At 64.2% G+C, this 21,551-nt stretch carries 21 protein-coding genes and 1 riboswitch; of the genes, 11 read left to right on the forward strand and 10 right to left on the reverse strand.

Features of this window, described 5'->3' with window-relative positions; genetic code table 11:
- Positions 1-2: 2 nt before the first annotated feature.
- Positions 3-341, forward strand: a complete 339-nt coding sequence (gene fdxA, locus FFS37_RS10525) for a ferredoxin FdxA (RefSeq protein ID WP_008873823.1) — start codon at positions 3-5, stop codon at positions 339-341.
- A gap of 368 nt (positions 342-709) precedes the next feature.
- Positions 710-1,291, forward strand: coding sequence for a CarD family transcriptional regulator (locus FFS37_RS10530; RefSeq protein WP_137930869.1), 582 nt, complete (start codon positions 710-712; stop codon positions 1,289-1,291).
- A gap of 279 nt (positions 1,292-1,570) precedes the next feature.
- On the opposite strand, the gene FFS37_RS10540 is transcribed toward FFS37_RS10530, so the two are convergent.
- The 3 genes from FFS37_RS10540 to FFS37_RS10550 form a co-directional block, all read right to left on the reverse strand.
- Positions 1,571-2,341 carry an amino acid ABC transporter ATP-binding protein gene (locus tag FFS37_RS10540; RefSeq protein ID WP_137930870.1) on the reverse strand — a complete coding sequence of 257 codons (771 nt, stop codon included), beginning with the start codon at positions 2,339-2,341 and terminating at the stop codon, positions 1,571-1,573.
- Positions 2,338-3,018, reverse strand: a complete 681-nt coding sequence (locus FFS37_RS10545) for an amino acid ABC transporter permease (protein ID WP_137930871.1) — start codon at positions 3,016-3,018, stop codon at positions 2,338-2,340. Before FFS37_RS10545 ends, FFS37_RS10540 begins: the two co-directional genes overlap by 4 nt.
- Before the next feature lie 140 nt (positions 3,019-3,158).
- The gene (locus FFS37_RS10550) at positions 3,159-3,932 is read right to left on the reverse strand and encodes an amino acid ABC transporter substrate-binding protein (RefSeq protein ID WP_137930872.1); all 774 of its coding nucleotides are present in this window, start codon (positions 3,930-3,932) and stop codon (positions 3,159-3,161) included.
- A 322-nt stretch (positions 3,933-4,254) separates the two neighbouring features.
- Between FFS37_RS10550 and FFS37_RS10555 the strand changes: the two genes are divergently transcribed.
- The gene (locus tag FFS37_RS10555) at positions 4,255-5,118 is read left to right on the forward strand and encodes an RNA polymerase factor sigma-32 (RefSeq protein WP_137930873.1); all 864 of its coding nucleotides are present in this window, start codon (positions 4,255-4,257) and stop codon (positions 5,116-5,118) included.
- A 16-nt stretch (positions 5,119-5,134) separates the two neighbouring features.
- Here the strand turns inward: FFS37_RS10555 and FFS37_RS10560 are convergent, their stop codons facing one another.
- The 4 genes from FFS37_RS10560 to thiB all read right to left on the reverse strand — a co-directional run bounded on the left by FFS37_RS10560 (position 5,135) and on the right by thiB (position 10,482).
- Positions 5,135-6,604 (reverse strand): M48 family metalloprotease, encoded by a 1,470-nt coding sequence (locus FFS37_RS10560; RefSeq protein ID WP_137930874.1) that lies wholly within the window; start codon positions 6,602-6,604, stop codon positions 5,135-5,137.
- A 252-nt stretch (positions 6,605-6,856) separates the two neighbouring features.
- A complete protein-coding gene (gene thiQ / locus FFS37_RS10565) occupies positions 6,857-7,624 on the reverse strand; it encodes a thiamine ABC transporter ATP-binding protein (protein WP_137930875.1) in 768 nt (255 codons plus the stop codon).
- Positions 7,617-9,236 (reverse strand): thiamine/thiamine pyrophosphate ABC transporter permease, encoded by a 1,620-nt coding sequence (gene thiP / locus FFS37_RS10570; protein ID WP_137930876.1) that lies wholly within the window; start codon positions 9,234-9,236, stop codon positions 7,617-7,619. Before thiP ends, thiQ begins: the two co-directional genes overlap by 8 nt.
- A 247-nt stretch (positions 9,237-9,483) precedes the next feature.
- On the reverse strand, positions 9,484-10,482 hold the full coding sequence (gene thiB, locus FFS37_RS10580; RefSeq protein WP_137930878.1) for a thiamine ABC transporter substrate binding subunit: 999 nt from the start codon (positions 10,480-10,482) through the stop codon (positions 9,484-9,486).
- Between the two features lie 43 nt (positions 10,483-10,525).
- Positions 10,526-10,640, reverse strand: a riboswitch (TPP riboswitch).
- Between the two features lie 88 nt (positions 10,641-10,728).
- On the opposite strand from thiB, the gene FFS37_RS10585 reads away from it, so the two are divergent.
- From FFS37_RS10585 to FFS37_RS10600, 4 genes are all read left to right on the forward strand, one after another.
- Entirely contained in the window at positions 10,729-11,388 is a 660-nt protein-coding gene (locus FFS37_RS10585) for a thiamine diphosphokinase (protein WP_137930879.1), read from the forward strand.
- A gap of 1 nt (position 11,389) precedes the next feature.
- Positions 11,390-13,210 (forward strand): ABC-F family ATP-binding cassette domain-containing protein, encoded by a 1,821-nt coding sequence (locus tag FFS37_RS10590; RefSeq protein WP_137930880.1) that lies wholly within the window; start codon positions 11,390-11,392, stop codon positions 13,208-13,210.
- A gap of 117 nt (positions 13,211-13,327) precedes the next feature.
- Positions 13,328-13,510 carry a type II toxin-antitoxin system CcdA family antitoxin gene (locus FFS37_RS10595; RefSeq protein WP_408631431.1) on the forward strand — a complete coding sequence of 61 codons (183 nt, stop codon included), beginning with the start codon at positions 13,328-13,330 and terminating at the stop codon, positions 13,508-13,510.
- Positions 13,510-13,809 carry a CcdB family protein gene (locus FFS37_RS10600; RefSeq protein WP_137930882.1) on the forward strand — a complete coding sequence of 100 codons (300 nt, stop codon included), beginning with the start codon at positions 13,510-13,512 and terminating at the stop codon, positions 13,807-13,809. Before FFS37_RS10595 ends, FFS37_RS10600 begins: the two co-directional genes overlap by 1 nt.
- Positions 13,810-13,836: 27 nt before the next feature.
- On the opposite strand, the gene FFS37_RS10605 is transcribed toward FFS37_RS10600, so the two are convergent.
- Positions 13,837-15,570, reverse strand: coding sequence for a hypothetical protein (locus tag FFS37_RS10605; protein WP_137930883.1), 1,734 nt, complete (start codon positions 15,568-15,570; stop codon positions 13,837-13,839).
- A gap of 75 nt (positions 15,571-15,645) precedes the next feature.
- On the reverse strand, positions 15,646-16,944 hold the full coding sequence (locus FFS37_RS10610; protein WP_137930884.1) for an adenylosuccinate synthase: 1,299 nt from the start codon (positions 16,942-16,944) through the stop codon (positions 15,646-15,648).
- A gap of 212 nt (positions 16,945-17,156) precedes the next feature.
- Between FFS37_RS10610 and FFS37_RS10615 the strand changes: the two genes are divergently transcribed.
- The 4 genes from FFS37_RS10615 (at position 17,157) to FFS37_RS10630 (ending at position 19,820) form a co-directional block, all read left to right on the forward strand.
- The gene (locus tag FFS37_RS10615; protein WP_137930885.1) at positions 17,157-18,059 is read left to right on the forward strand and encodes a DMT family transporter; all 903 of its coding nucleotides are present in this window, start codon (positions 17,157-17,159) and stop codon (positions 18,057-18,059) included.
- Between the two features lie 158 nt (positions 18,060-18,217).
- Positions 18,218-18,523: a putative quinol monooxygenase gene (locus FFS37_RS10620; RefSeq protein WP_137930886.1), complete on the forward strand. Its 306-nt coding sequence runs from the start codon at positions 18,218-18,220 to the stop codon at positions 18,521-18,523.
- Positions 18,524-18,570: 47 nt separating this feature from the next.
- Positions 18,571-18,885 carry an EthD family reductase gene (locus tag FFS37_RS10625; RefSeq protein WP_137930887.1) on the forward strand — a complete coding sequence of 105 codons (315 nt, stop codon included), beginning with the start codon at positions 18,571-18,573 and terminating at the stop codon, positions 18,883-18,885.
- A gap of 80 nt (positions 18,886-18,965) precedes the next feature.
- Complete coding sequence (locus tag FFS37_RS10630; RefSeq protein WP_137930888.1) at positions 18,966-19,820, forward strand: sigma-70 family RNA polymerase sigma factor; 855 nt, start codon at positions 18,966-18,968, stop codon at positions 19,818-19,820.
- A gap of 67 nt (positions 19,821-19,887) precedes the next feature.
- Here FFS37_RS10630 and serA read toward each other — a convergent pair whose 3' ends face one another.
- Positions 19,888-21,486 carry a phosphoglycerate dehydrogenase gene (gene serA / locus FFS37_RS10635; RefSeq protein ID WP_137930889.1) on the reverse strand — a complete coding sequence of 533 codons (1,599 nt, stop codon included), beginning with the start codon at positions 21,484-21,486 and terminating at the stop codon, positions 19,888-19,890.
- Positions 21,487-21,551 lie beyond the last annotated feature (65 nt).

The following is a 21,551-nucleotide window of genomic DNA, read 5'->3' on the forward strand; positions in this document are numbered from 1 at the left end:
CGATGACCTATGTCGTGACCGACAACTGCATCAAGTGCAAATACATGGATTGCATCGAGGTCTGTCCGGTCGACTGTTTCTATGAGGGCGAGAATATGCTCGTCATCCACCCCGACGAGTGCATCGACTGCGGCGTTTGCGAACCGGAATGCCCCGCCGACGCGATCAAGCCGGACACCGAGCCCGGTCTCGACAAATGGCTGCAGATCAACACCGAATATGCCGAGAAATGGCCCAACATCACGGCCAAGAAGGAACCGCCAGCCGACGCCAAGACCTTCGACGGCGAGGCCGGCAAGTTCGAGAAATATTTCTCCGCCGAGCCCGGAGAAGGTGACTGACAGCGCTGCCGTTCAGGCAATATGACGCTGCGTAAGAGGCATGGTGCATTAACCGGCTTGACAGGCGGCGCTTGGCCGTGGCCTTCGCTTATGCAGCAAAACCTTGATTCTTCCGACTTTTTGTGTTACACCAATGAAACATGCCGGTGACACAACGTCGATTTATGGCGCAGAAGCCCCAAATCACTGAAAGGTGAAAATCCCAATCCGGACCAGAGCGATCTGGGCCAGGCGGTCGCAATCGTGCGGTTTGCCGGTCCCGGCCTTTCCCGGTGGGTACACCAGTTGTGCGGCTAACGATCGGGTTCCCGATCGCACGAGTTCGGGCCGGCAGGATGCCGGTACCACAACAAGGAGTTCAGGGCGTAATGGCAACAACCACCCCGCAGAAGAAGTCCACCGGTGCGCGTCACGGTTTCAAGACCGGCGAGTATATCGTCTACCCGGCGCACGGCGTCGGCCAGATCGTTTCGATCGACGAGCAGGAAGTGGCCGGGCACAAGCTGGAACTGTTCGTCATCGACTTCCAGAAGGACAAGATGCGCCTGAAGGTGCCGGTCGCCAAGGCAACCTCCATCGGCATGCGCAAGCTGTCGGAAGAGGATTATGTCGAACGCGCCCTGAAGGTCGTGCAGGGCCGCGCCCGCATCAAGCGCACCATGTGGTCGCGCCGCGCCCAGGAATATGATGCCAAGATCAACTCGGGCGATCTGATCTCGATCTCGGAAGTCGTGCGCGACCTCTACCGCGCCGACAACCAGCCGGAGCAGTCCTATTCCGAGCGCCAGCTCTACGAGGCCGCGCTCGACCGCATGGCCCGCGAGATCGCCGCCGTCAACCGCATGTCGGAAACCGAAGCCGTGCGCCTGATCGAGGTCAACCTCAACAAGGGCCCCAAGCGCGGCGCCAAGGCCGACAATGAGGAAGCCGAGCAGGAAGAAGCTGCCTGAGCCCCTTTCGGATTTGAATTCATGGAAAACCCGGCCTCGCGCCGGGTTTTTTGTTGAGAGCAACATTGGAAACGTCAGCGCTGCCCCTCATTGCCCTGCCGGGCATTTCTCCCCGTATGGGGACGGGGAGAAAAGTCGCCTTCACCAATGATTTCGCTTATCGCCAGCGTTGCAGAATAAGTTGCCTTCACTGGCGAGATTCCCTTCTCCCCGTCACTATACGGGGAGAAGGTGCCGGCAGGCGGATGAGGGGCGGCGCAGACCTATCAAGGTCATTGCCTACGCGACCCCGCCTTCCTTCTCCGCTTCCTGCTTCAGCGTCGCGATGAACCGCCTGGTCCGCTCGCGCTCCGGATTGCCGAACAGCACGGCGGACGGCCCCTTCTCGACGACGACGCCGGCATCGAGGAACACGACTTCCTGCGCGATCTTGGAGGCGAGACGCAAATCATGCGTGGCCATCACCATGGTCGTACCCTCGCTGGCGAGCTGGCCCAGCACATCGACCACTTCCTGCGCCAATTCCGGGTCGAGCGCGGAAGTCGGTTCGTCGCACAACAGCACCTTCGGCGACGGCGCCAGGGCGCGGGCAATCGCCACCCGCTGCTGCTGGCCGCCCGACAAGGTCGCCGGCCAGGCATCGGCCTTGTGCGCCATGCCGACTTTCTCCAGCAGCGCCAGCGCACGCTCCCGCGCCTTCTCGGCAGGCCATTTCAGCACCGTCACCAGCCCTTCCATGACATTCTCGATCGCGGTGCGATGCGGGAAGAGCTGAAAATTCTGGAACACCATGCCGGTCTGCAGGCGCAGGCGCTGGATGTCCCGGGCCGGCACCTTGCCACCGGGGCGGAATTCCAGCGTTTCGTCGCCGATGCGCACCGCGCCCGATGTCGGGATCTCCAGGAGGTTTATGCAGCGCAGCAGCGTGCTCTTGCCGCCACCCGACGGGCCGACGAGCGCGGTCACGCTACCCTCGGCGATGGCGACCGTCACCCCCTTCAGCACCAGATTGTCGCCGAAGCGCTTTTCGATGTTGGTGAGGCCGATCATGAACGCGCCTCCAGGAAGCCGCCATAGCGGTTGAGCCGCCCCTCCAGCCTTGTCTGCAAGGCCGACAGCACCGAACTCAGGGCCAGATAGAGGATGGCCGCCTCGACATAGAGGATCAGCGGCTCATAGGTGGTGGCGACGATGCGCTGCGCCGCCTGGAACATCTCCGGCACCGTGATGGCGGCGGCGAGCGAGGTATCCTTGACCAGCGAGATGAAGGTGTTGGAGAGCGGCGGCACCGCGACGCGCCCTGCCTGGGGCAGTATCGTGCGCCGCATCGCCTGGCTCCAGGTCATGCCGATCGAATAAGCGGCCTCCCACTGTCCCTTCGGCACCGAGCCGATGGCCGCGCGGATGATTTCGGACGTGTAGGCGCCGATGTTGAGCGTGAAGCCGATCAGCGCCGCGGTGAACGCGTCGAGCAGGATGCCAACCGATGGCAAGCCGTAGAAGATCAGGAACAGCTGCACCAGCAGCGGCGTGCCGCGAAAGATCCAGACATAGAAGCGCACCAGCGCGACCAGCGGGCTTGGACCGAACAGCCGGCCGAGCGCGGCACCGAGGCCAACGGTCAGGCCAAGGACGAAGGACAACAGCGTCAGCGGCACGGTAAAGATCAGCGCCGCCCATAGAAGGGAGGGTAGCGAGTCCAGCATCAGTTGCAGCCAGTGCGGCACGAAAGACCCTCCGGGAACGGTCGAGACAGCTTTATCGATATTGCCAGTACCGGCGTCATATCACGACAAAAGCGGCGAGCCGTCAAAGACGACCCGCCGCTCAAGGGATTGCCGGACCAGCGCCTGGTCCGTATTGCCAGTTACTTCGAAACATCCTGGCCGAAATAGGTGTCGGCGATCTTCTGATATGTGCCGTCCGCCTTGATGTCGGCGAGCGCCTTGTTGATGGCGGCGACCAGTTCGGGATCGCCCTTGCGCACGATGACGCCGGAATAGTCGGCGTTCTCCTCCTGCGCGGCGATCTTCACATTGGCATCGGGCTTGTGCTTCTTGAAGTCGAGGAACGACAGGCTGTCGTTGATGGTTGCGTCGGCGCGGCCGGTCAGGAGCAGCTGGATCGACTGGTCGAAACCGTCCGTGCCGACGAGTTCGGCGCCGTTCGTCTCGGCCAGCTTGCCGAAATTGGAAGTCAGCGACTGCGCCGACTTCTTGCCCTTCAGGTCGGCGAAGCTCTTGATGTCGGTGTTGTCGCCGCGCACGATCAGCACCGCCTTGGACGCGATATAGGGATCCGAGAAGTCGTACTTGGCCTTGCGGGCATCGGTGATGCCGACCTCGTTGATGACGGCATCGTAGCGGCTGACGTCGAGACCGGCGATCAGCCCGTCCCACTTACCTTCGAGGAACTCGACCTTGACGCCGAGCTTGTCGCCGATCGCCTTGGCGATCTCGACGTCGAAGCCGACCAGGGAGCCTGACGCGTCATGATAGGTGAAGGGCGCGTAGGTGCCCTCCGTGCCGACCTTGATGACGCCCGCCTGCTTGATCTGGTCGAGATTTGCGCCGGCATGGCCGGATGCGACAGCCAGCGCCTGCAGCGTTCCGGCAATGATGAGTGACTTGAGCCATTTCATTTTTCTGTGATCCCGTCCTTGGCCGGAAACCCGGCATGTTGTGAGGTCTGGAAAATGACAGATGCCAACGGAAAAAATAAGGAACAGATTTTCAAAAGAGGGGCATTTCCGAAACCAAATTCTCCAACGGAATTTCACCGCGGAGTTCGGGACAACCGGAACCATTCTTGAGGGCGCCCGGACAGCGTAACTGCCCCCGCGCCATCGGAACCTTTCTCACGCGTGGCTGTTTTGGCTGTTCTAGGGCACGGCGACACGATTTCAAGCTGGTGCCCGCCAAGTTCGAGACATCGATCATATCGCCTGAGCCAGGGAGCGCCTCATGATGGAAGACACGGCAGGACGGATCATGGTCCGCGCGGCGATGAAAGCGCCCTATCTCGAGCGCGACGAGGAACACCGGCTGGCCCTGCTGTGGAAGGAGGACAGCGATCAGAATGCGCTGCACTCCATCACCGTCGCCCATATGCGGCTGGTGATCTCCATGGCTTCGAAGTTCAGGCACTACGGGCTGCCGCTCGGCGACCTGATCCAGGAAGGCCATGTTGGCCTGCTCGAGGCCGCCGCCCGCTTCGAGCCGGAGCGCGAGGTGCGCTTCTCGACCTATGCGACGTGGTGGATCCGGGCCTCCATGCAGGACTACATCCTGCGCAACTGGTCGATCGTGCGCGGCGGCACCAGTTCAGCGCAGAAGGCCCTGTTCTTCAATCTTCGGCGGCTGCGCGCCCGTCTCGCCAATGGCGCCGAACCACTTTCCAACGAAACCCTTTACCGTGAGGTATCGGTAGCACTCGGCGTTTCCGAAGCCGACGTGGCGATGATGGATTCGCGGCTGTCGGCTCCCGATTCCTCGCTCAATGTCCCGCTTGCCGACGATTCCGGCGCCACCGAGCGCATGGATTTCCTGGTTTCTGACGACCCGCTGCCCGACGAGGTCGTCGGCGACAAGATCGACGTCGCGCGCCGCTCGGTCTGGCTGAAGGCCGCTCTCGCCGCGCTCAACACAAGGGAGCTCCGCATCATCGAGGAGCGCCGGTTGACGGACGATGGCGCGACGCTCGAAGCGCTTGGCGAGACGCTCGGCATCTCCAAGGAGCGCGTGCGCCAGATCGAGGCGCGTGCGATGGAAAAGCTCAAGGTCGCCTTGGTGAAACAGAATCCGGAATTTCTGGCGACGGCCGCCTGACTCCCGCGACCGAACGCTATTTGTCGGTAACGATCTTGACCTTGTCGCCGGCGGAAACCGCCGCGCCCGGCGACAACGCGTTGAGCACGCGGAACAGGTCGAGCTTGCGGTCGACGCCGACCATTTGCGCGGCCAGCGTTCCCATGGTCTGACCGGGCTGCACGGTCAGCACACGGATGTGCAAGGGCTTCAGCGCCGCCTTTTCGGCAGGGCTCAGGATACGGAACGAACCGCTTACCGAGCGCGCCACGGTCTCCAGCGAGGTGCTGGCCGAAGGTGCCGCGGTCAGCAGCCGATAGACCTGGCCGCCCGCCCGGATCACCGCTATGTCGAACTGCCAGCCTTCCGCACCGGCATGGGCCGTCGCGGCCTCGTTGCCGTTGATCGTTTCCTGCTTGACGGAACTGTCGTCGAGACCAGCCACCCAGCCGCTTCTGATGTAATCGGTGAGGGCACGGTTCTTGTCGATCGAAACGCCGTCGAAGCGGATCGCAATGTCGCCCGGCCCGGTGGCCGTCACCGCCGCTGCGGTGTTGTCGATGATGAACCCGTCCGGCACGGTGAACGAGACACCCAGCCCCGGATGCAGGAAGGTCTCGCCCCGCACATAGCCTTCCTCCGGCGTATCGCCGTAGAGCAGGCCGTCTATGCCGGCGAGGAAGGAATCACGGTCGCGCGTGCCGACGCCGGGCGCGCCGAACTGGCGGGCGTGGCGCTGCGCAAGGTCGATGCGCTGCGGCGTATTCGGATGCGTGGCCAGGAAGTCGAGGCTGGCATCGGTGGCGCCCGATATCGAGCGGAAGTCGGTATAGGCCGACATCGACTGCAGGAAGCGGCCGGCCGCATAAGGATCGTAGCCGGCTTCACCGATCGACTTGATGCCGATCGCATCGGCCTCCAGCTCCTGGTTGCGCGAAAACTGCGCCAGCCTGAGCTTGCCGCGGATGAGTGCCGCCTTGGCGGTCGGGCTGTCGCCGAGCACGTCCGAGACCACTTTGGTCGCCAGGCCTTCCTCAGCCTCCAGCTGCTGCCGCTGCAGGCCGTGATTGGCGGTGACGTGACCCATCTCGTGCGCGATGACGGCGGCGAGCTCGGACGAATCGTTCGCCAGCGCCAGCAGGCCGCGGGTGATGTAGAGATACCCCCCCGGCAGAGCGAAGGCGTTGACGTTGGGCGAATTGAGAATTGTGATGCGATAGGTCTGGGTCGGATTGGCCGACACGACCGTCAGATTGCCGACGACCTTGGCGACCATGCGCTCCAGCCTGGGATCGGAATATTCCCCGCCATAGGTCGCCAGGATGCGCGGATGCTGCGCCTTGGCCATTTCGGCGAGCTTGGCATTGGCGACGACATTGTCGACCGTGATCGGCTTGTCGGAGGGCTGGAACCCTGATTCCTGCACGTCCGGAGGCGTGAACATCTGGCAGCTTGCCAGCGCCACGGCAAGGCCGGCCAGCGCCATGAAGCGCACCAGCGGATTCAATCTTCGTCTTTCAGCGCCGATCGCCAGAACGGCATCCTTTCGGGTCCCGGCGCATGACCACGAAAACCGGGGGCGGTCCTCAGAACTGTCATGCGCAAACAAACTGCTGCGGCATCCACTTCGCCTCCCTTGGGGCGGGTGTCTGCCGCAGGCAAATCACGGCCTGTGCCGGACCGGTAGGGCGGACCTAGCCACACTACTCCAGCCATGGCAAGCAAGCGCCTCATCGCCTGAAGCCGGTTTGACCATAAATTATGTCCGCTTCCGGGCAACATCTCGTGATAGGGCACTCGCGCCGATATAGCGCCGGAATGCTGGGGGACCAGACCCGGTGAAGAAATCATCCGCCGTGCCCGTCGCCGCTACGGTGCCATTGTCCAGGAACACCACATTCTGGGCGATGCGGCGGGCGTCCTCCGGCTGGTGGGTGACGAACAGCACCGTCATGCCGCGCTCGGCATGAAGGCCGGAAACCAGGTCGAGCATGTCGTCGCGCAAGGCGGGGCCGAGCGAAGCGAACGGTTCGTCGAGCAGCAGCACCGGACGATCCCGCACCAGCACGCGGGCCAGGGCGACGCGCTGCCGTTCGCCGCCGGACAGTTCGCGCGGCAGCCGCTTCTCCTTGCCGGCAAGCCCGGTCCGCTTGAGCGCCTCGGCGACCGCCGAGTGGTCGGTCTTGGTCAAGTGCAGCGATGGCGAGCGGCCGAGCCCGACATTCTGTTCGACGCGAAGGTGGGCAAACAGGTTGTTTTCCTGGAACACCATCGACACCGGCCGCGCCGCCGGCGGCTCGCCGCCGACATCGGCTCCACCGATCAGCACGCGTCCGGCCCGCGGTGTCTCGAATCCGGCAATCAGGTTGAGCAGGGTCGACTTTCCCGAACCGCTTGGTCCCATGATGGCGGTAATCCGCGCTGCGGCGAACGCGACATCGAAAGCGAGCGGCGTCTCGTCATAGCTGAACGAAACCTTGTCCAGCTGAACCGGAGCACCCTTCCCGCCAATTGCCCGGTCAGTCACGAACCACCATCCCCCTTCCCAGCCGGTCTGCCGCCAGCACCAGGGCCAGGCAGACCACGCCCAGCAGCAACGCCAGCCCGGCGGCGTCCTGCGTGCGATAGCTGCCCATGCGCGCCAGGAGAAGGTAAGGCAATGTCTGCACGGAATCACTGCCGAACAATGCGATGACGCCGAGATCGCCGAGCGACAGCGCCATGGCGAAGGCGAAAGCGGTGGCAAGCGGCCGACGCAGCGATGGCCAGTCGATGAGCCACAGCCTTGCCCAGCCGGAAATGCCGAGCTGCGCGCAGAGGCGTTCATGGCGCTCGCTCGCCGCATCATAGGCGGAACGCACGGCGCGCAGCGCGAAGGGCATCGCCATGATGGCATTGACGGTCGCGACCATTACCGGGGCGATGGCAAAGACGTCTCCGGCATGGCGCAGCAGCAGGAACCAGCCGGCGCCGATGACGATCGGCGGCACCACCAGCACGAAACCGGCGCCCGTATCGGTGGCATGTTCGAGCAGTGTCTTCGGGCCCGTGCGGCGGCTCAAGGCCAGCGCCCGGCGCGCCATGGTCAATGCCAGCGACAACATCACCGAAAGGAGTGCAGACAGGAACGCCAGCGCGGCGCTGGTCAGTGTCGCCTGCCGCACCGCGGTCTCTCCGGCAAGCCGGCCGAGATCGGCGCCGAGCCCGGCCGTGACGGTTGCCGCCATCGGCCCGGCGACGAACAGCAGCGCCAGGACGATGAGCACGGCGTTGAGCGTGGCCTCGCTGCCACTGACCCGCAGGTGGCGGCGCGGTGCCACCGGCAGGTTGGCGTCGCCCACGACATTGGCGCCGAGCCGCATCAGCGCCAGCACCACGACGAAGGTCAACGCGATCTGCAGCAATGTCAAAGCGACGGCGCGCGCCGGATCGAAGTCGAAACGCAGCGCCTGGTAGATGCCGACCTCCAGTGTCGTGGCGGCGGGCCCGCCGCCAAGCGTCAGCACGATGGTGAAGGATGTGATGCAAAGCATGAAGACCAGCCCGGCGACACCAGGCAAGGCCGCGCGCAGCACCGGCCATTCGATCAGCCGGAACGCCGGCCGTGCTCCCATGCCAAGCTGGCTCGCAAGCCGCCACTGGTCTGCCTGTATGGTCTGCAGCGCCTCGAGAAACAGGCGCACGCCGAGCGGCAGGTTGAAGAAGACATGGGCGACCAGAATGCCAGACAGGCCATAGATGCCTGGCCAGCCCTGGCCGCCGGCGATGCTGAACAGCCCGGAGAAATAGCCGGCGCGGCCATAGAGCGCGAGGATGCCGAGCGCCGCCACGATTGCCGGCAGCGCCAGCGGCACGGCGAAAAGCTGCAGGATGAAGGCGCGGCCGAAAAAACGCGGATGCCGGGACAGGGCACGCGCCACGAACAGCGCCGGCACGACGGACAGGAGCGTTGAAAGGACTGCCTGCCAGAGCGTGAAGCGCACGACGCGCAGGAGGTACGGATCGAACGCCGCCCAGGCGCCGGAGAAATCATGCGCGCCTTCGATGAGCATGCCGGCAAAGGCGCCGCCGATCAGCAGCGTGATTGCTGCAAGCGCGGCTATGCCGGCGGTGATGCGGGGATCAGACGCGCGTTGCACGCTGGACCGCCAGTCTCAGGATCGCGGTACTCACAAAGGACTGCGTTTCTTCGCGCCTCCCTCTGTCCTGCCGGACATCTCCCCCACCAAGGGGGAGATTGGTTGCTTCAGCGCTCCGCTCGCTCCTGCGACGGCGACGATTGGCGAAGGTCGCGATGCCGTCCGATCTCCCCCCAAGTGGGGGAGATGTCCGGCAGGACAGAGGGGGGCGCCGTAGAGCACTCATCTTTCGATCATATGACCAAAACTACTTGCTCATCACCGAAAGCCATTCATCGACCCAGGCCTTGCGGTTGGCGGCCACCTCCTCGGGACTGAACAGCAGGGTCTTGGTCGGCTTGACGAGTTTGTCGAAGGCCGGGTTGAGCGGCTTGTCGGTCTTGCCTGCCGGGAACATCCAGTTGGTTTCGGGAATGGCGTCCTGGAATTTCGGCCCGGTCATGAAGGCGATGAATTTCTGCGCCAGCGGGTTCTTCGCCCCGGTGGTCGTGATGCCGGCGACTTCGATCTGCAGGTACTCGCCCTCCTCGAAGGATGCCGCCTGGTAGCGCTCGGTATTCTCGGCCACCATGTGGTAGGCCGGCGAGGTGGTGTAGGAGAGCACCATCGGCGCCTCGCCCTTGGTGAACAGGCCGTAGGCCTCGCTCCAGCCCGGCGTCACGGTCAGCACCTTCGCCTTGAGCTTGGCCCAGGCCTCCGGCGCCTTGTCGCCATAGACCGACTTGACCCACAGGAGCAGGCCGAGGCCAGGCGTCGAGGTGCGCGGGTCCTGGATGACGATCTTGTCATCGCCACTGCCTTCGACCAGATCCTTCAGGCTCTTGGGCGGGTTCTTCAGCTTCTCGGTATCGTAGACCACGGCGAAGTAGCCATAGTCGAAGGGGACAAAGGTGTCGTCGCTCCAGCCGCCCGGCACATTGACGTTGTTCAACGCGCCATGCGGCGCGAACAGGCCCGTGGCTTTGGCGTCGGCGGTAAGATTGGTGTCCAGGCCAAGCACGATGTCGGCCTTGGTCGAGGCTCCTTCGAGCTTGACGCGGTTGAGCAGAGCCACGCCGTCAGCGACCGAGACGAACTCGACATCGCAGCCGCATTCGGCCTCGAATTCCTTCTTCACCACGGGGCCAGGGCCCCAGTCGGCGGTAAAGCTCTCATAGGTGTAGACGGTGAGCTTGTCCTTTGCCAGGGCCGGGCCGGACAGGGCCATGACGGCTGCTGAGACAAGAGCGTATAAAAGCGTGCGCATCGGCGCCTCCTTCGTTCGAATTAAAAGGAATTGAGGCGTCGGACTGTCCGAAACGTCTAATCCCTCCGCCGGTACAAACCGGATCAGGTTCAGCGGGTTGGCGAGATTGCCTCTCAGCCGGTCCGCGAAGATCGCAGCCGGCACCCCGTTAGAGCGTTTCGACACATAGGCCCGGCCGAGGAACCGCGCAAGTGGCAGTTTGCCGGCCTTCCGTTTCCCGTGCCGGGCTGGTACAGGCCACCGGATATGAGCACATTCACGATCCTGCTTGGCGGCGATCTCATCCGCACGCCCCGGCTCGACCGCCAGGTCGAGGGCTCGCGCGTCATCGCCGCGGACGCCGGCATCGGCCATGCGCGCACGCTTGGCCTCGTCCCGGAACTGTGGGTGGGCGATTTCGATTCCGTCCCGGCCGGCCTGCCCGACGATCTCGCCGCCGTACCTCGCCGGACCTTCCCGGCCGAGAAGGATGCGACCGACGGCGAACTGGCGATCGCGGCGGCACTCGAACGCGGCGCGACCCGGCTCGTGCTGGCAGGCGCCTTTGGCGGCAAGCGCGCAGACCACGCCTTCCTGCACCTGGCGCTCGGCCTGCGACTGGCCGAGGCAGGGACGGACGTGCTTTTGACCAGCGGCGCCCAGGACGGTATTCCGCTGCTTCCTGGAACAGCGCGCTTCGACTACGCCGACGGCACGCTGTTCTCGATCCTGGGTTTCTCCGAACTTGCCGGCCTGACCGTCACCGGCGCCAAATGGCCGCTCGATCATGTCGAGGTTGCCTTCGGTTCGTCGCTGACCATCTCCAACGAGGTCAGGCTCGACAAGACCGGAGGGCGCCTCGAAATCACGCTCGGCCATGGCCGCGCGTTGCTGCTTGCCCATCCTCATCCTCTGCCTGAAAGCTGACATGGCCCCGCCTCTTCTCAATCTCGACGGGATAAAGCTGACCTTCGGCGGCACGCCGCTGCTCGACGGCGCTGCCTTGAGCGCCTCGGCCGGCGACAAGATCGCACTGGTCGGCCGCAACGGCTCCGGCAAATCCACATTGCTCAAGATCGCCGCCGGCCTCATCGAGCCGCAGGACGGCGAGGTCTTCCGCCAGCCCTCGGCGACCGTCCGCTACCTGCCGCAGATGCCCGACATGGAGGGTTTCGCCAGCGTGCGTGCCTATGTCGAGGCCGGGCTCGGGCCCGCTGACGACCCCTACCGCGCCTCCTATCTGATGGAACATCTCGGCCTGTCGGGCGAGGAGCGGCCGAATGACCTGTCCGGCGGTGAAGCGAGGCGCGCGGCCCTTGCTCGCGTCATGGCGCCTGAACCGGACATCCTGCTTCTTGATGAGCCGACTAACCATCTCGACCTGTCCGTCATTGAATGGCTGGAAGAGGAGCTTGTCCGCACCTCCTCGGCGCTCATCGTCATTTCGCACGACCGACGCTTCCTCGAACGCGTTTCGCGTGCCACGGTCTGGCTCGATCGTGGCCAGACCCGCAGGCTGGACAAGGGCTTCGGCCATTTCGAGGAATGGCGCGACCAGGTGCTGGAGGAAGAGGAACGCGAGCAGCACAAGCTCGGCCGCCAGATCGTGCGCGAGGAGCACTGGCTGCGCTATGGCGTGACGGCGCGGCGCAAGCGCAACATGCGCCGCCTCGGCGAATTGCAGACCATGCGCAAGAATTTTCGCGGCCATCGCGGTGCCGAGGGCTCGGCGACCATGGTGGCCAGCGACGCCGCCGAATCCGGCAAGCTGGTGATCGAGGCCAGGAACATCGAGAAGAGTTTTGGCGACCTCACCGTGGTCAAGGGCTTCTCGACCCGCATCCAGCGCGGCGACCGCGTCGGCCTCGTCGGCCCGAACGGCGCCGGCAAGACCACGCTTTTGAAGATGCTGACCGGTGAGTTGGCGCCGGATGCCGGTTCCGTGCGGCTCGGCACCAATCTGGAGATCGCCACGCTCGACCAGAAGCGCGAGGCCGTCGACCCGCAGGAGACATTGGCGCAGTACCTTACCGACGGTCGCGGCGAAAACCTCGTCATCAATGGCGAACAGCGCCATGTCGTCTCCTACATGAAGGATTTCCTCTTCAAGCCTGAGCAGGCGCGCACGCCGGTGCGCGAACTGTCCGGCGGCGAGCGGGCACGGCTGATCCTGGCCCGCGTGCTGGCGCGGCCAGCGAATCTTCTCGTTCTCGATGAGCCGACTAACGATCTTGACATGGAGACGTTGGAGCTCTTGCAGGAGCTGGTCGCCGGCTTCGCCGGCACCGTCATCCTGGTCAGCCACGACCGCGATTTCCTCGACCGCACCGTGACCAGCGTGATTGCGCCCGACGGCGGCGGCCGCTGGGTCGAGTATGCCGGCGGCTATTCCGACATGCTGTCGCAGCGCGGCGGCACCAGGCTCGATGACCGCAAGGCGCGTGCGAAAGCCGAGAGCGCCGAGGCGCCGGGGCCAGCCAGAAGCGAGCCTGCGACGCCGAAAGGCCCTGCAAAAAAGCTGTCGTTCAAACAGAAATTCGCGCTCGAATCCTTGCCGAAGAAGATCGAGGCGGTGACAGCGTCGATCTCGCGGCTGGAGAACAACATCGCCGACCCCGCTTACTACGAGCGCGATCCGGCCTCGTTCCAGAAGACCATCTCCGCCCTCGACAAGGAGCGTGCAACACTTGCCGCGCTCGAGGAAGAGTGGCTGGAACTGGAGATGCTGCGGGAAGAGATGGAGGGGTGAACGATTGCGTGCGGCCTTTCATGCGCGTATGTTATGCGCGTAAGTGAGGTCATATCCATGCTCCAATCGGCCCCGAAAGCTCAGAGGATCTCCGTTAACACGTCCATTGACTCTCAGTTGATCAAGGACGCCAAAGCGCTGGGCATCAACATCTCCCGCGCCGCCGAGGCAGGCATCGCGAAAGCGATTGCAGCGGAAAAAACGCGTCGATGGCAGGAAGAAAACAAGGAGGCCATCGAAAGCTCCAACGAGTATGTCAGAAAGAGCGGGCTGCCTTTGGCAAAATACCGGCCGTTCTGATGGCTCGCTATGATTTCTATCGGATTCGCGAGAGCGACGGTTATCTTCTGGATGTGCAGTCAGACATTCTGGAAGGGCTTGGCACGAGAGTCGTCGTTCCTCTGATGCCGCCCGAGATCGCCCCGCTTCCCGCCCGGCGATTGAACCCGATCTTTGCCGTAAACGGTAAAGATCATGTGATGGTCACACAGTTTCTGTCGGCCTTCAGTGCTTCCGAATTGCGGCACCTTGAGGGAAGTCTTTCCAGGCACCATGACGACATCGTCGCCGCACTCGACATGTTGTTCCAGGGCTTCTGAACGAAGGCGACCGCTGCGCCGCCGCTCTCAGCCCGCCGTCTTGGCCTGCCAGGCCTTGATCGCCTCGTCGAACACCTTCTCGCCGGGAATGCCCTTTTCCATGGTCAGCAGCGCGCGCCGTCCGGTCTTGTAGACCACGGGCACGTCGATCCAGTCCTGGCCGCGCAGCAGGGTCATGTTGGCGTCCTCGTCGGCCTTGGTATCATTGAGCGCGACAAGGAAGAAGCCGTCGGCGATCTTGGCCGGGATGCCGATCAGCGGGCTGCCCGCGTCCTGCTCGGAGCTTTTCATGGCGACGCGCAGGATGTTGTCGACGCCGCCGCCATCGAAGCCCTCGGGCGTCAGGAAGATCATCTCGATGATGTGGCTCGCCGGCAGCGTCTGGTCGGTGTTGCGGCGAATGGTCATGCGCAGCTGGATATCCTTGCCCGGAATGGTCGCCTCGGCGCGGATCGCCGGTTCGGGCGGCAGGTCGCCACCGGGCGATTCCTGCACCAGCGACCAGACGATGCTGCCGGGTTCGGCCGAACCCTGGGCTGTGCTGGTGCGCTCCTCATAGAAGATCGCCTTCTGGCCGACCGGCACCGAGGCCTGCGCCGGGGCGGCGGTTGCCGGTGCCGCCGGCGTTGCACCAGCCGGCGCTGGCGCCGTGGTCGCCGCATCGGCCGGCGCCGCGGGTGCGGTTCCGTTGGCGGGCGGCGTCGCTGGCGCGGCGCCCGCGGCTGGCGTGGCGGCGGCAGGCGGGGTCGCGGCGGCTGGCGTACCTGTGGCCGGCGGTGGATTGGCAGGGGCGTTCGTGGCCGATGGCGGCGTCGTCAGCGCGGCGACGGATTCGCCTTCGCCGATGCCGCTCTGTCCGCCGGCCGGGCCGGGGTCGGACTCGCCGCCTTCAGGCGTCAGCCGCTGCGTGAATTTCGTTCCTTCCGCGCCTGTCGCCGGAGCCGGTGGCGTCGCCGCGGCATCGGTCGCCGGCTTGGCTGGTGCCGGCTTCACCGGCTCGGTCTTTGCGACAACCTTGCTGCCGCCCAGGCCCAGCATCTTGCCGAACGCGTCCTTGTTCAGCCAGATACCGTAGCCGCCCCCGGCCACGACCAGCAGCGCGACGACGGCAGCGATCAGACCGCCATAGCTGCGCTTGCGTTCGACCGGGCGCAGGCGCTGGAAAGTGTCGTCGGCCACCGGCGCGTCATCATTGGCGAAGACGTCGTCCTGATCGTCATCCCGGGCCACGTCCATGCCCGGCAGGGTCTTGTCGGAGAAGTCTGGAGCCGGCCGCGCCGTTGCGGGCCTTTGCCAGTTCGGCTCGGTTTTCGCGGCGGGGGCAGGCGCGGGCCGGTAAGGTTCCGGGCTCGCGACGGGCTGCGCGGGCTTGTAGGCTTCCGGCCTGTGCGGCTCCGGTCGGGCCGCTGCCGGCACCGGCCGATACGGAGACGGAGCGGGAATCGGATCCGGCTTGGCGGGCTGCTTGGTATGGCTTGGCTGGTTCTTGTTGCGGTCGATCGAGGAAAAGATGTGTTCCAGCTCGGCAAGCGGATCCGTTTCCGGCACGCTCTTGGCATAGTCGCGCTCGACGCTGGCGATCGCGTCTTCCAGACCACGCTTTTGCTTGGTGACATCCAACGGTGAAAGCGGCGGATCGCGCTGGGCGATCTTCGCCGCGATCGTCGCGCGGGCCTTGTCATAGACCCTTGCACGCATCTCCGGCGACTGATCGCTGAGATTGTCTATCGTTTTCTTCAGAACAGCAACGAAATCTGCCATGCTTCAGTCGACCTGTATTTTGTTTCCGCGCCGGCCCCCGCAAATCAGCCGCGATGCCCGGAAAGGCTTGAGAAACTAGTCTTGAAACGGATCGGTCACAAGTATCGTGTCGTCCCGTTCCGGGCTGGTGGAGAGGAGTGCGACCGGCGCCCCGATCAACTCTTCTATGTATCGGACATATTTGACGGCCTGGGCCGGAAGATCGTTCCAGCTGCGCGCGCCGGCGGTGGTGCCTTTCCACCCCTCCAGCGTCTCGTAGACCGGTTCGACACGTGCCTGCGCGCCCTGGCTGGCCGGCAGGTAGTCGATCATCTCACCGTCGAGTCTGTAGCCGGTGCAGACCTTGATCTCGTCCAGCCCGTCGAGCACGTCGAGCTTGGTCAGCGCGATGCCCTTGATGCCGTTGACGGCGACGGCCTGGCGCACCAGCACCGCGTCGAACCAGCCGCAGCGGCGCTTGCGCCCGGTGACGACGCCGAATTCATGGCCGCGCGTGCCGAGGAACTCGCCGATCTCGTTCTTCTGTTCGGTCGGGAACGGCCCTTCGCCGACACGCGTCGTGTAGGCCTTGGTGATGCCCAGCACATAACCGATGGCGCCCGGCCCGACGCCTGATCCGGCGGCCGCCTGCCCGGCGACCGTGTTGGACGAGGTAACGAACGGATAGGTGCCGTGGTCGATGTCGAGCAGGGTGCCCTGCGCGCCCTCGAACAGGATGCGTTCGCCGGCGCGTCGCTTGTCGTCTAGCACCTTCCAGACCCGGTCCATGTAGGGCAGGATCTCGCTGGCGACCGAGGTCAGCTCGCCCATGATCGCGTCATGCGTAACTTCGGCATGGCCGAGACCCCGACGCAGCGCATTGTGATGCGTCAGCAGCCTGTCGACCTTCAGGGGCAACGTGTCCAAATCCGCCAAATCCATCACCCGAACCGCGCGCCGGCCTACCTTGTCCTCGTAGGCGGGCCCGATGCCGCGGCGGGTCGTGCCAATCTTCGTTCCGGAATTGGAGGCCGCGTCTTCGCGAAATCCGTCCAGCTCCCTGTGCAGTGACAGGATAAGCGCGGTGTTTTCGGCTATTTTCAGGCGATCCGGCGTTACTTCGACGCCTTGCGCCTTGAGTTTCGCCACTTCGGCGACAAAAGCATGCGGGTCGAAGACCACGCCATTGCCGATGATGGACAGCTTGCCTTCGCGCACGACGCCCGACGGCAACAGCGACAGCTTGTAGACCTTGCCGTCGACGACCAGCGTGTGGCCGGCATTGTGGCCACCCTGGAAACGCACCACGACATCGGCGCGCTCCGACAGCCAGTCGACGATCTTGCCCTTGCCCTCGTCGCCCCACTGCGAGCCGACGACCACCACATTGGCCATGTTTCTTTTCCCTTGAGAGGCCGCGGCGCGGCTTGGATATGGTTCGAAACGACAGGCCTCTATAGCGTCAAGACCGCGCGAGCGCGACCTTTCTTTGCCGCCGAAAATGCCCTGAGGCACAACAATTTTTGGCTTTGACATCATTTACTTGGGCCGGCGCTGGCAATAGGCCGGCAAACATGCGGCTCCTCAGCCGCGGCCGGAATCCCGCGATGCATCGAAGCGCCTACATGTTCCTGCTCGCCACCACCTTGCTGTGGGGCGGCAATTCGGTTGCCGGCAAGCTGGCCGTCGGCCACGTCTCGCCGATGACGCTGGTCTTCTTGCGCTGGGTGCTGGCCGTCGCGATCCTGCTGCCGATCGGCTGGCGCACGATCCGCGAGGACTGGCCGGTGGTGCGCAAACACTGGTTCGTCCTGGCCGCACTCGGCGCCAGCGGCTTCACGCTGTTCAACACGATCTTCTACACGGCGCTCAACTACACGACGGCGATCAACGTCTCGATCGAACAGGCGGCAATGCCGATCCTGATCATGACAGCCAATTTCGTCTTCTTCCGCCTGCGGGTGAACTGGGCGCAGATCGCCGGCGTGGTGCTGACCATCGCCGGCGTGATCCTGACCGCCTGCCATGGCGACCCGCGCCGCCTGCTGACCCTGGAACTCAATTTCGGCGACGCCATCATGCTGGTCGCGGTCGTGCTCTACAGCGGCTATTCGGTGGGGCTGCGGCTGAAGCCGGCGCTGCGCTGGCAGAGCCTGATGCTGGCCATGTCGTTCGCCGCGCTCCTCACATCCCTGCCCTTTTTCCTCTGGGAGGCCGCCGCCGGCAAGCTGATCGTGCCCGATGCCCATGGCTGGGCCGTCATCGCCTACACCGCGGTCGGCGCGTCGGTCATCTCGCAGGTCACCTACATCAGAGGCAACGAACTGATTGGCGCCAACCGCGCCGGCCTGTTCATCAATCTCGTGCCGATCTTCGGCACGCTGCTCTCGGTGCTGATCGTGGGCGAGACCTTCCAGCTCTACCAGGCGCTGGCGCTTGTGCTGGTGCTGGGCGGCATTGCGCTCGCCGAATACAGCGGCCGAAAGACGGGAATGCCCGACAGCCGGTAGGGCCGGCTCTTCGTTTCAGCGCCTGTTGTCGCGCGGGCTCATCTGTCGCCGCCACTAGCCAATGCGCGGTCGCAGGCTCGTAAAAGAATTTACGCGCCGCGATCCGTTTTCATCGTCCGGTCCGTCCTTGGCATGTTCGAAACAAAAGGAGACACGCCATGTCCGACCAATCCGTCGTCCTGATCAATCTGCTCAAGGTCGAGCCCGGTAGCCAGGACGCGCTGATCGCGCTTTTGAGGCAGAACACCGAAACGGTGATCCGAACGCTGCCGGGCTGGAGAGCGACCCGGCTGATTGCCGCCAAGGACGGTGCCAGTGTCGTCATCTACTCGGAGTGGGACAGCCCCACAGCCATCGAGGCGATGCGCGCCGACCCGCGCATGAAAGCCTATTTTCCCAGGATCATCGAACTGGCGAGCCTGGAGTCCATCGTGGGCCCGCAGGTCTTGGGCGAGAGCCGGTGAAAACGGACACAACCGGTTTCATCAACCGACAGAGAAGGAGAACCGCCATGGCGCGGATGATCGTGATTTACCCCACCCCTAGGGACGTGGAGGCTTTCGACCGGCATTACTTCGATATCCACGTGCCTCTCGCCTTGAAGATACCGGGCCTCAGGAGGTACGAGGTCAGCGATGGCCCCATTGCGACACCGGTGGGAGCCTCCAATATCCATCGGATCGGGACGCTCCATTTCGACGACCTCGCGGCTATCGAAACGGCGTTCGCAAGTCCCGAAGGGCAAGCAGCGGGGGCGGATCGCCGGCTGTTTGCGCCAGACCACTCGGGCGTGCAGATGTTCCTCTTCGACAGCCGGGACGTTTGACGCGATCCGCTTGCAGGATATTCATGACATCTCCACCACGTTTACCGGCGGCGCGGCCGCCAGCGCAGCGGGCTCGATACATGAACGACGATGATTTCGAGGATCGCGTCAGAACATTGCGTCCGCGCCTTCACCGCTATTGCGCGCGCATGACGGGATCGGCGATCACTGGCGAGGATGTCCTGCAGGACGCCTTGCTCAAGGCATTGAGCGCCCGCGCCGAAGGCACCGAGGTCGATAATCTCGAGGGCTGGCTATTTCGCATCGCCCACAATGCCAGCCTTGATTTCCTGCGATCTGGATCCCGCCATGCGGTGGTTCAGCTCACCGAGAACCTCGAAGCAGCAGCCATGCCCGAGGCTGACATCGTCGCGATCGGTTTCCAGACCTTCTTGCGTCTGCCCGAGCTTCAGCGCTGCGCCGTGATCCTCAAAGACGTCCTCGGGCATTCCATCGAGGAGATCGCTGACATTGCCGGATGCTCCGGGGCCGCCGCCAAATCGGCGCTTCAGCGCGGACGTGCGGCGCTGAAGCAGCTTGCCCGGACCGAGGACACAAGGTTACCGCTGATGTCCGAGCCGGACCGGCGCAGGATGACCGCCTTTGTCCACCTGTTCCGCGAGGGCGATTTCGACGCGATCCGCGCCATGCTTGCCGATGACGTCAAGCTCGAACTGGTGAACCGCTTGCGATTGGACGGACGCGAGAAGATCGCGCCTTACTTCACCCGGTATGCCGAGGTGACGAAATGGCGCTTCGCCTTCGGAGCGATCGAGGGACACCCGGCCATGCTGGTCTTCGACGGCGCCGGCTCGATGGAGCAACCCGCGCATTTCGTCCTGATCGACTGGTCGCAAGACAGGATCGCCGGCATCCGGGACTTCCTGTTCGCGCCCTATGTGCTCGAAGCCGTGGATTGGGCGCGGCTGGGGTAACCGGCTCGAGGCACCCCGCGCCTGACGGGGTGCCTCGCTTGACCAGCTCTGCGTTGGTTATGACGGCCTACGCCGCGCCGACGTCGAACCGCAGCCGCTTGGCCGAGTCGATCGACTTGTGCGCCCGCACCTGCTCCAACACCTTTTCCGGGAACGGCGCATCGAGATAAAGCAGCGCGATGGCGTCACCGCCCGGCCGGTTGCGCCCAAGCTGGAAGTTCGCGATGTTGACATCGTTCTCACCGCACACCGTACCGAGCAGGCCGATGATGCCCGGCGCGTCGGCATTGGTCGTGTAGAGCATATGCTGGCCGACCTCGGCGTCGAGATTGATGCCCTTGATCTGGATGAAGCGCGGCTTGCCGTCCGAAAAGCAGGTGCCGGCGATCGAGCGCGTCATATGCTCCGTCTTGACCGTGAGCTTGATATAGCCGTCGAACACGCCCGACTTGTCGCGCTTGACCTCGGCGACGATGATGCCGCGCTCCTTCACCATGATCGGCGCCGACACCATGTTGACGTCGGCGACCTGCGGCCGGATCAAACCGGCCAGCGCCGCGCTGATCAGCGCGCGCGTGTTCATCGTCGCGGTCGAACCGTCGAACAGGATCTCGACCTCGTTGATCGGATCCTCGGTGACCTGGCCGACAAAGGCGCCGAGCACTTCCGCCAGCTTGACGAAGGGCTTCAGCCGCGGCGCTTCCTCCGCCGTGATCGACGGCATGTTGATGGCGTTGGAGACCGCGCCCTTGATCAGATAGTCCGACATCTGCTCGGCCACTTGCAGCGCGACATTTTCCTGTGCTTCCGCCGTCGAGGCGCCGAGATGCGGTGTCGCCACCACATTCTCCATGCCGAACAACTCGTTCTGCTCGGCCGGCTCTACCTCGAACACGTCGATGCCGGCGCCCGCCACCTTGCCGCTCTTCAGCGCCGCGATCAGATCGGCCTCGACGACGAGGCCGCCGCGCGCGCAATTGATGATGCGCACGCCCTTCTTCATCTTGGCGATGGCCTCGGCATCGATGATGTTGCGCGTCTTGTCGGTCAGCGGCGTGTGCAGCGTGATGAAGTCGGCGCGGGCGAACAGTTCGTCGAGTTCCACCTTGTCGACGCCGAGTTCCTCGGCGCGCTTGTCCGACAGGAACGGATCGAAGGCGATGACATGCATCTTCAGGCCCACGCCGCGCGTGGCGACGATCGAGCCGATGTTGCCGCAGCCGATGACGCCCAGCGTCTTGCCGGTGATCTCGACGCCCATGAAGCGGTTCTTTTCCCATTTGCCGGCATGGGTCGACGCGTTGGCTTCCGGTATCTGGCGCGCCAGCGCGAAGATCATCGCCACCGCATGTTCGGCGGTCGTGATCGAATTGCCGAAGGGCGTGTTCATCACGATGATACCCTTGCGGCTTGCCGCCGGGATATCGACATTGTCGACGCCGATACCGGCGCGGCCGATGACCTTGAGATTGGTGGCGGCGTTGATCAGCTTTTCGGTGACCTTGGTCGCCGAGCGGATGGCAAGGCCATCATACTGGCCGATGACTTCGAGCAGCTTTTCCTTGTCCTTGCCGAGATCGGGCAGGTAGTCGACCTCGACGCCGCGATCCTTGAAGATCTGCACGGCGGTGGTGGAAAGTTTATCCGAGACGAGAACGCGAGGCATGGGTTTCATCCTTTGCGATTGGCACCCCTCCCCCTTGAGGGGAGGGTCGGCGCGAAGCGCCGGAG

The sequence above is a fragment of the Mesorhizobium comanense genome (assembly GCF_005503535.1).
GTDB classification, from domain to species: domain Bacteria; phylum Pseudomonadota; class Alphaproteobacteria; order Rhizobiales; family Rhizobiaceae; genus Mesorhizobium; species Mesorhizobium comanense.

Coding starts and splice junctions, on each gene's coding strand:
- FFS37_RS10540 (WP_137930870.1), bottom strand. CDS start 2,341: ATGATCGGCCTCACCAACATCGAAAAGCGCTTCGGCGACAATCTGGTG.
- fdxA (WP_008873823.1), top strand. CDS start 3: ATGACCTATGTCGTGACCGACAACTGCATCAAGTGCAAATACATGGAT.
- FFS37_RS10620 (WP_137930886.1), top strand. CDS start 18,218: ATGTCCGACCAATCCGTCGTCCTGATCAATCTGCTCAAGGTCGAGCCC.
- thiB (WP_137930878.1), bottom strand. CDS start 10,482: ATGCGCACGCTTTTATACGCTCTTGTCTCAGCAGCCGTCATGGCCCTG.
- FFS37_RS10530 (WP_137930869.1), top strand. CDS start 710: ATGGCAACAACCACCCCGCAGAAGAAGTCCACCGGTGCGCGTCACGGT.
- FFS37_RS10600 (WP_137930882.1), top strand. CDS start 13,510: ATGGCTCGCTATGATTTCTATCGGATTCGCGAGAGCGACGGTTATCTT.
- FFS37_RS10630 (WP_137930888.1), top strand. CDS start 18,966: ATGAACGACGATGATTTCGAGGATCGCGTCAGAACATTGCGTCCGCGC.
- FFS37_RS10590 (WP_137930880.1), top strand. CDS start 11,390: ATGGCCCCGCCTCTTCTCAATCTCGACGGGATAAAGCTGACCTTCGGC.
- FFS37_RS10550 (WP_137930872.1), bottom strand. CDS start 3,932: ATGAAATGGCTCAAGTCACTCATCATTGCCGGAACGCTGCAGGCGCTG.
- FFS37_RS10605 (WP_137930883.1), bottom strand. CDS start 15,570: ATGGCAGATTTCGTTGCTGTTCTGAAGAAAACGATAGACAATCTCAGC.
- FFS37_RS10610 (WP_137930884.1), bottom strand. CDS start 16,944: ATGGCCAATGTGGTGGTCGTCGGCTCGCAGTGGGGCGACGAGGGCAAG.
- FFS37_RS10555 (WP_137930873.1), top strand. CDS start 4,255: ATGATGGAAGACACGGCAGGACGGATCATGGTCCGCGCGGCGATGAAA.
- FFS37_RS10615 (WP_137930885.1), top strand. CDS start 17,157: ATGCATCGAAGCGCCTACATGTTCCTGCTCGCCACCACCTTGCTGTGG.
- FFS37_RS10585 (WP_137930879.1), top strand. CDS start 10,729: ATGAGCACATTCACGATCCTGCTTGGCGGCGATCTCATCCGCACGCCC.
- serA (WP_137930889.1), bottom strand. CDS start 21,486: ATGCCTCGCGTTCTCGTCTCGGATAAACTTTCCACCACCGCCGTGCAG.
- FFS37_RS10625 (WP_137930887.1), top strand. CDS start 18,571: ATGGCGCGGATGATCGTGATTTACCCCACCCCTAGGGACGTGGAGGCT.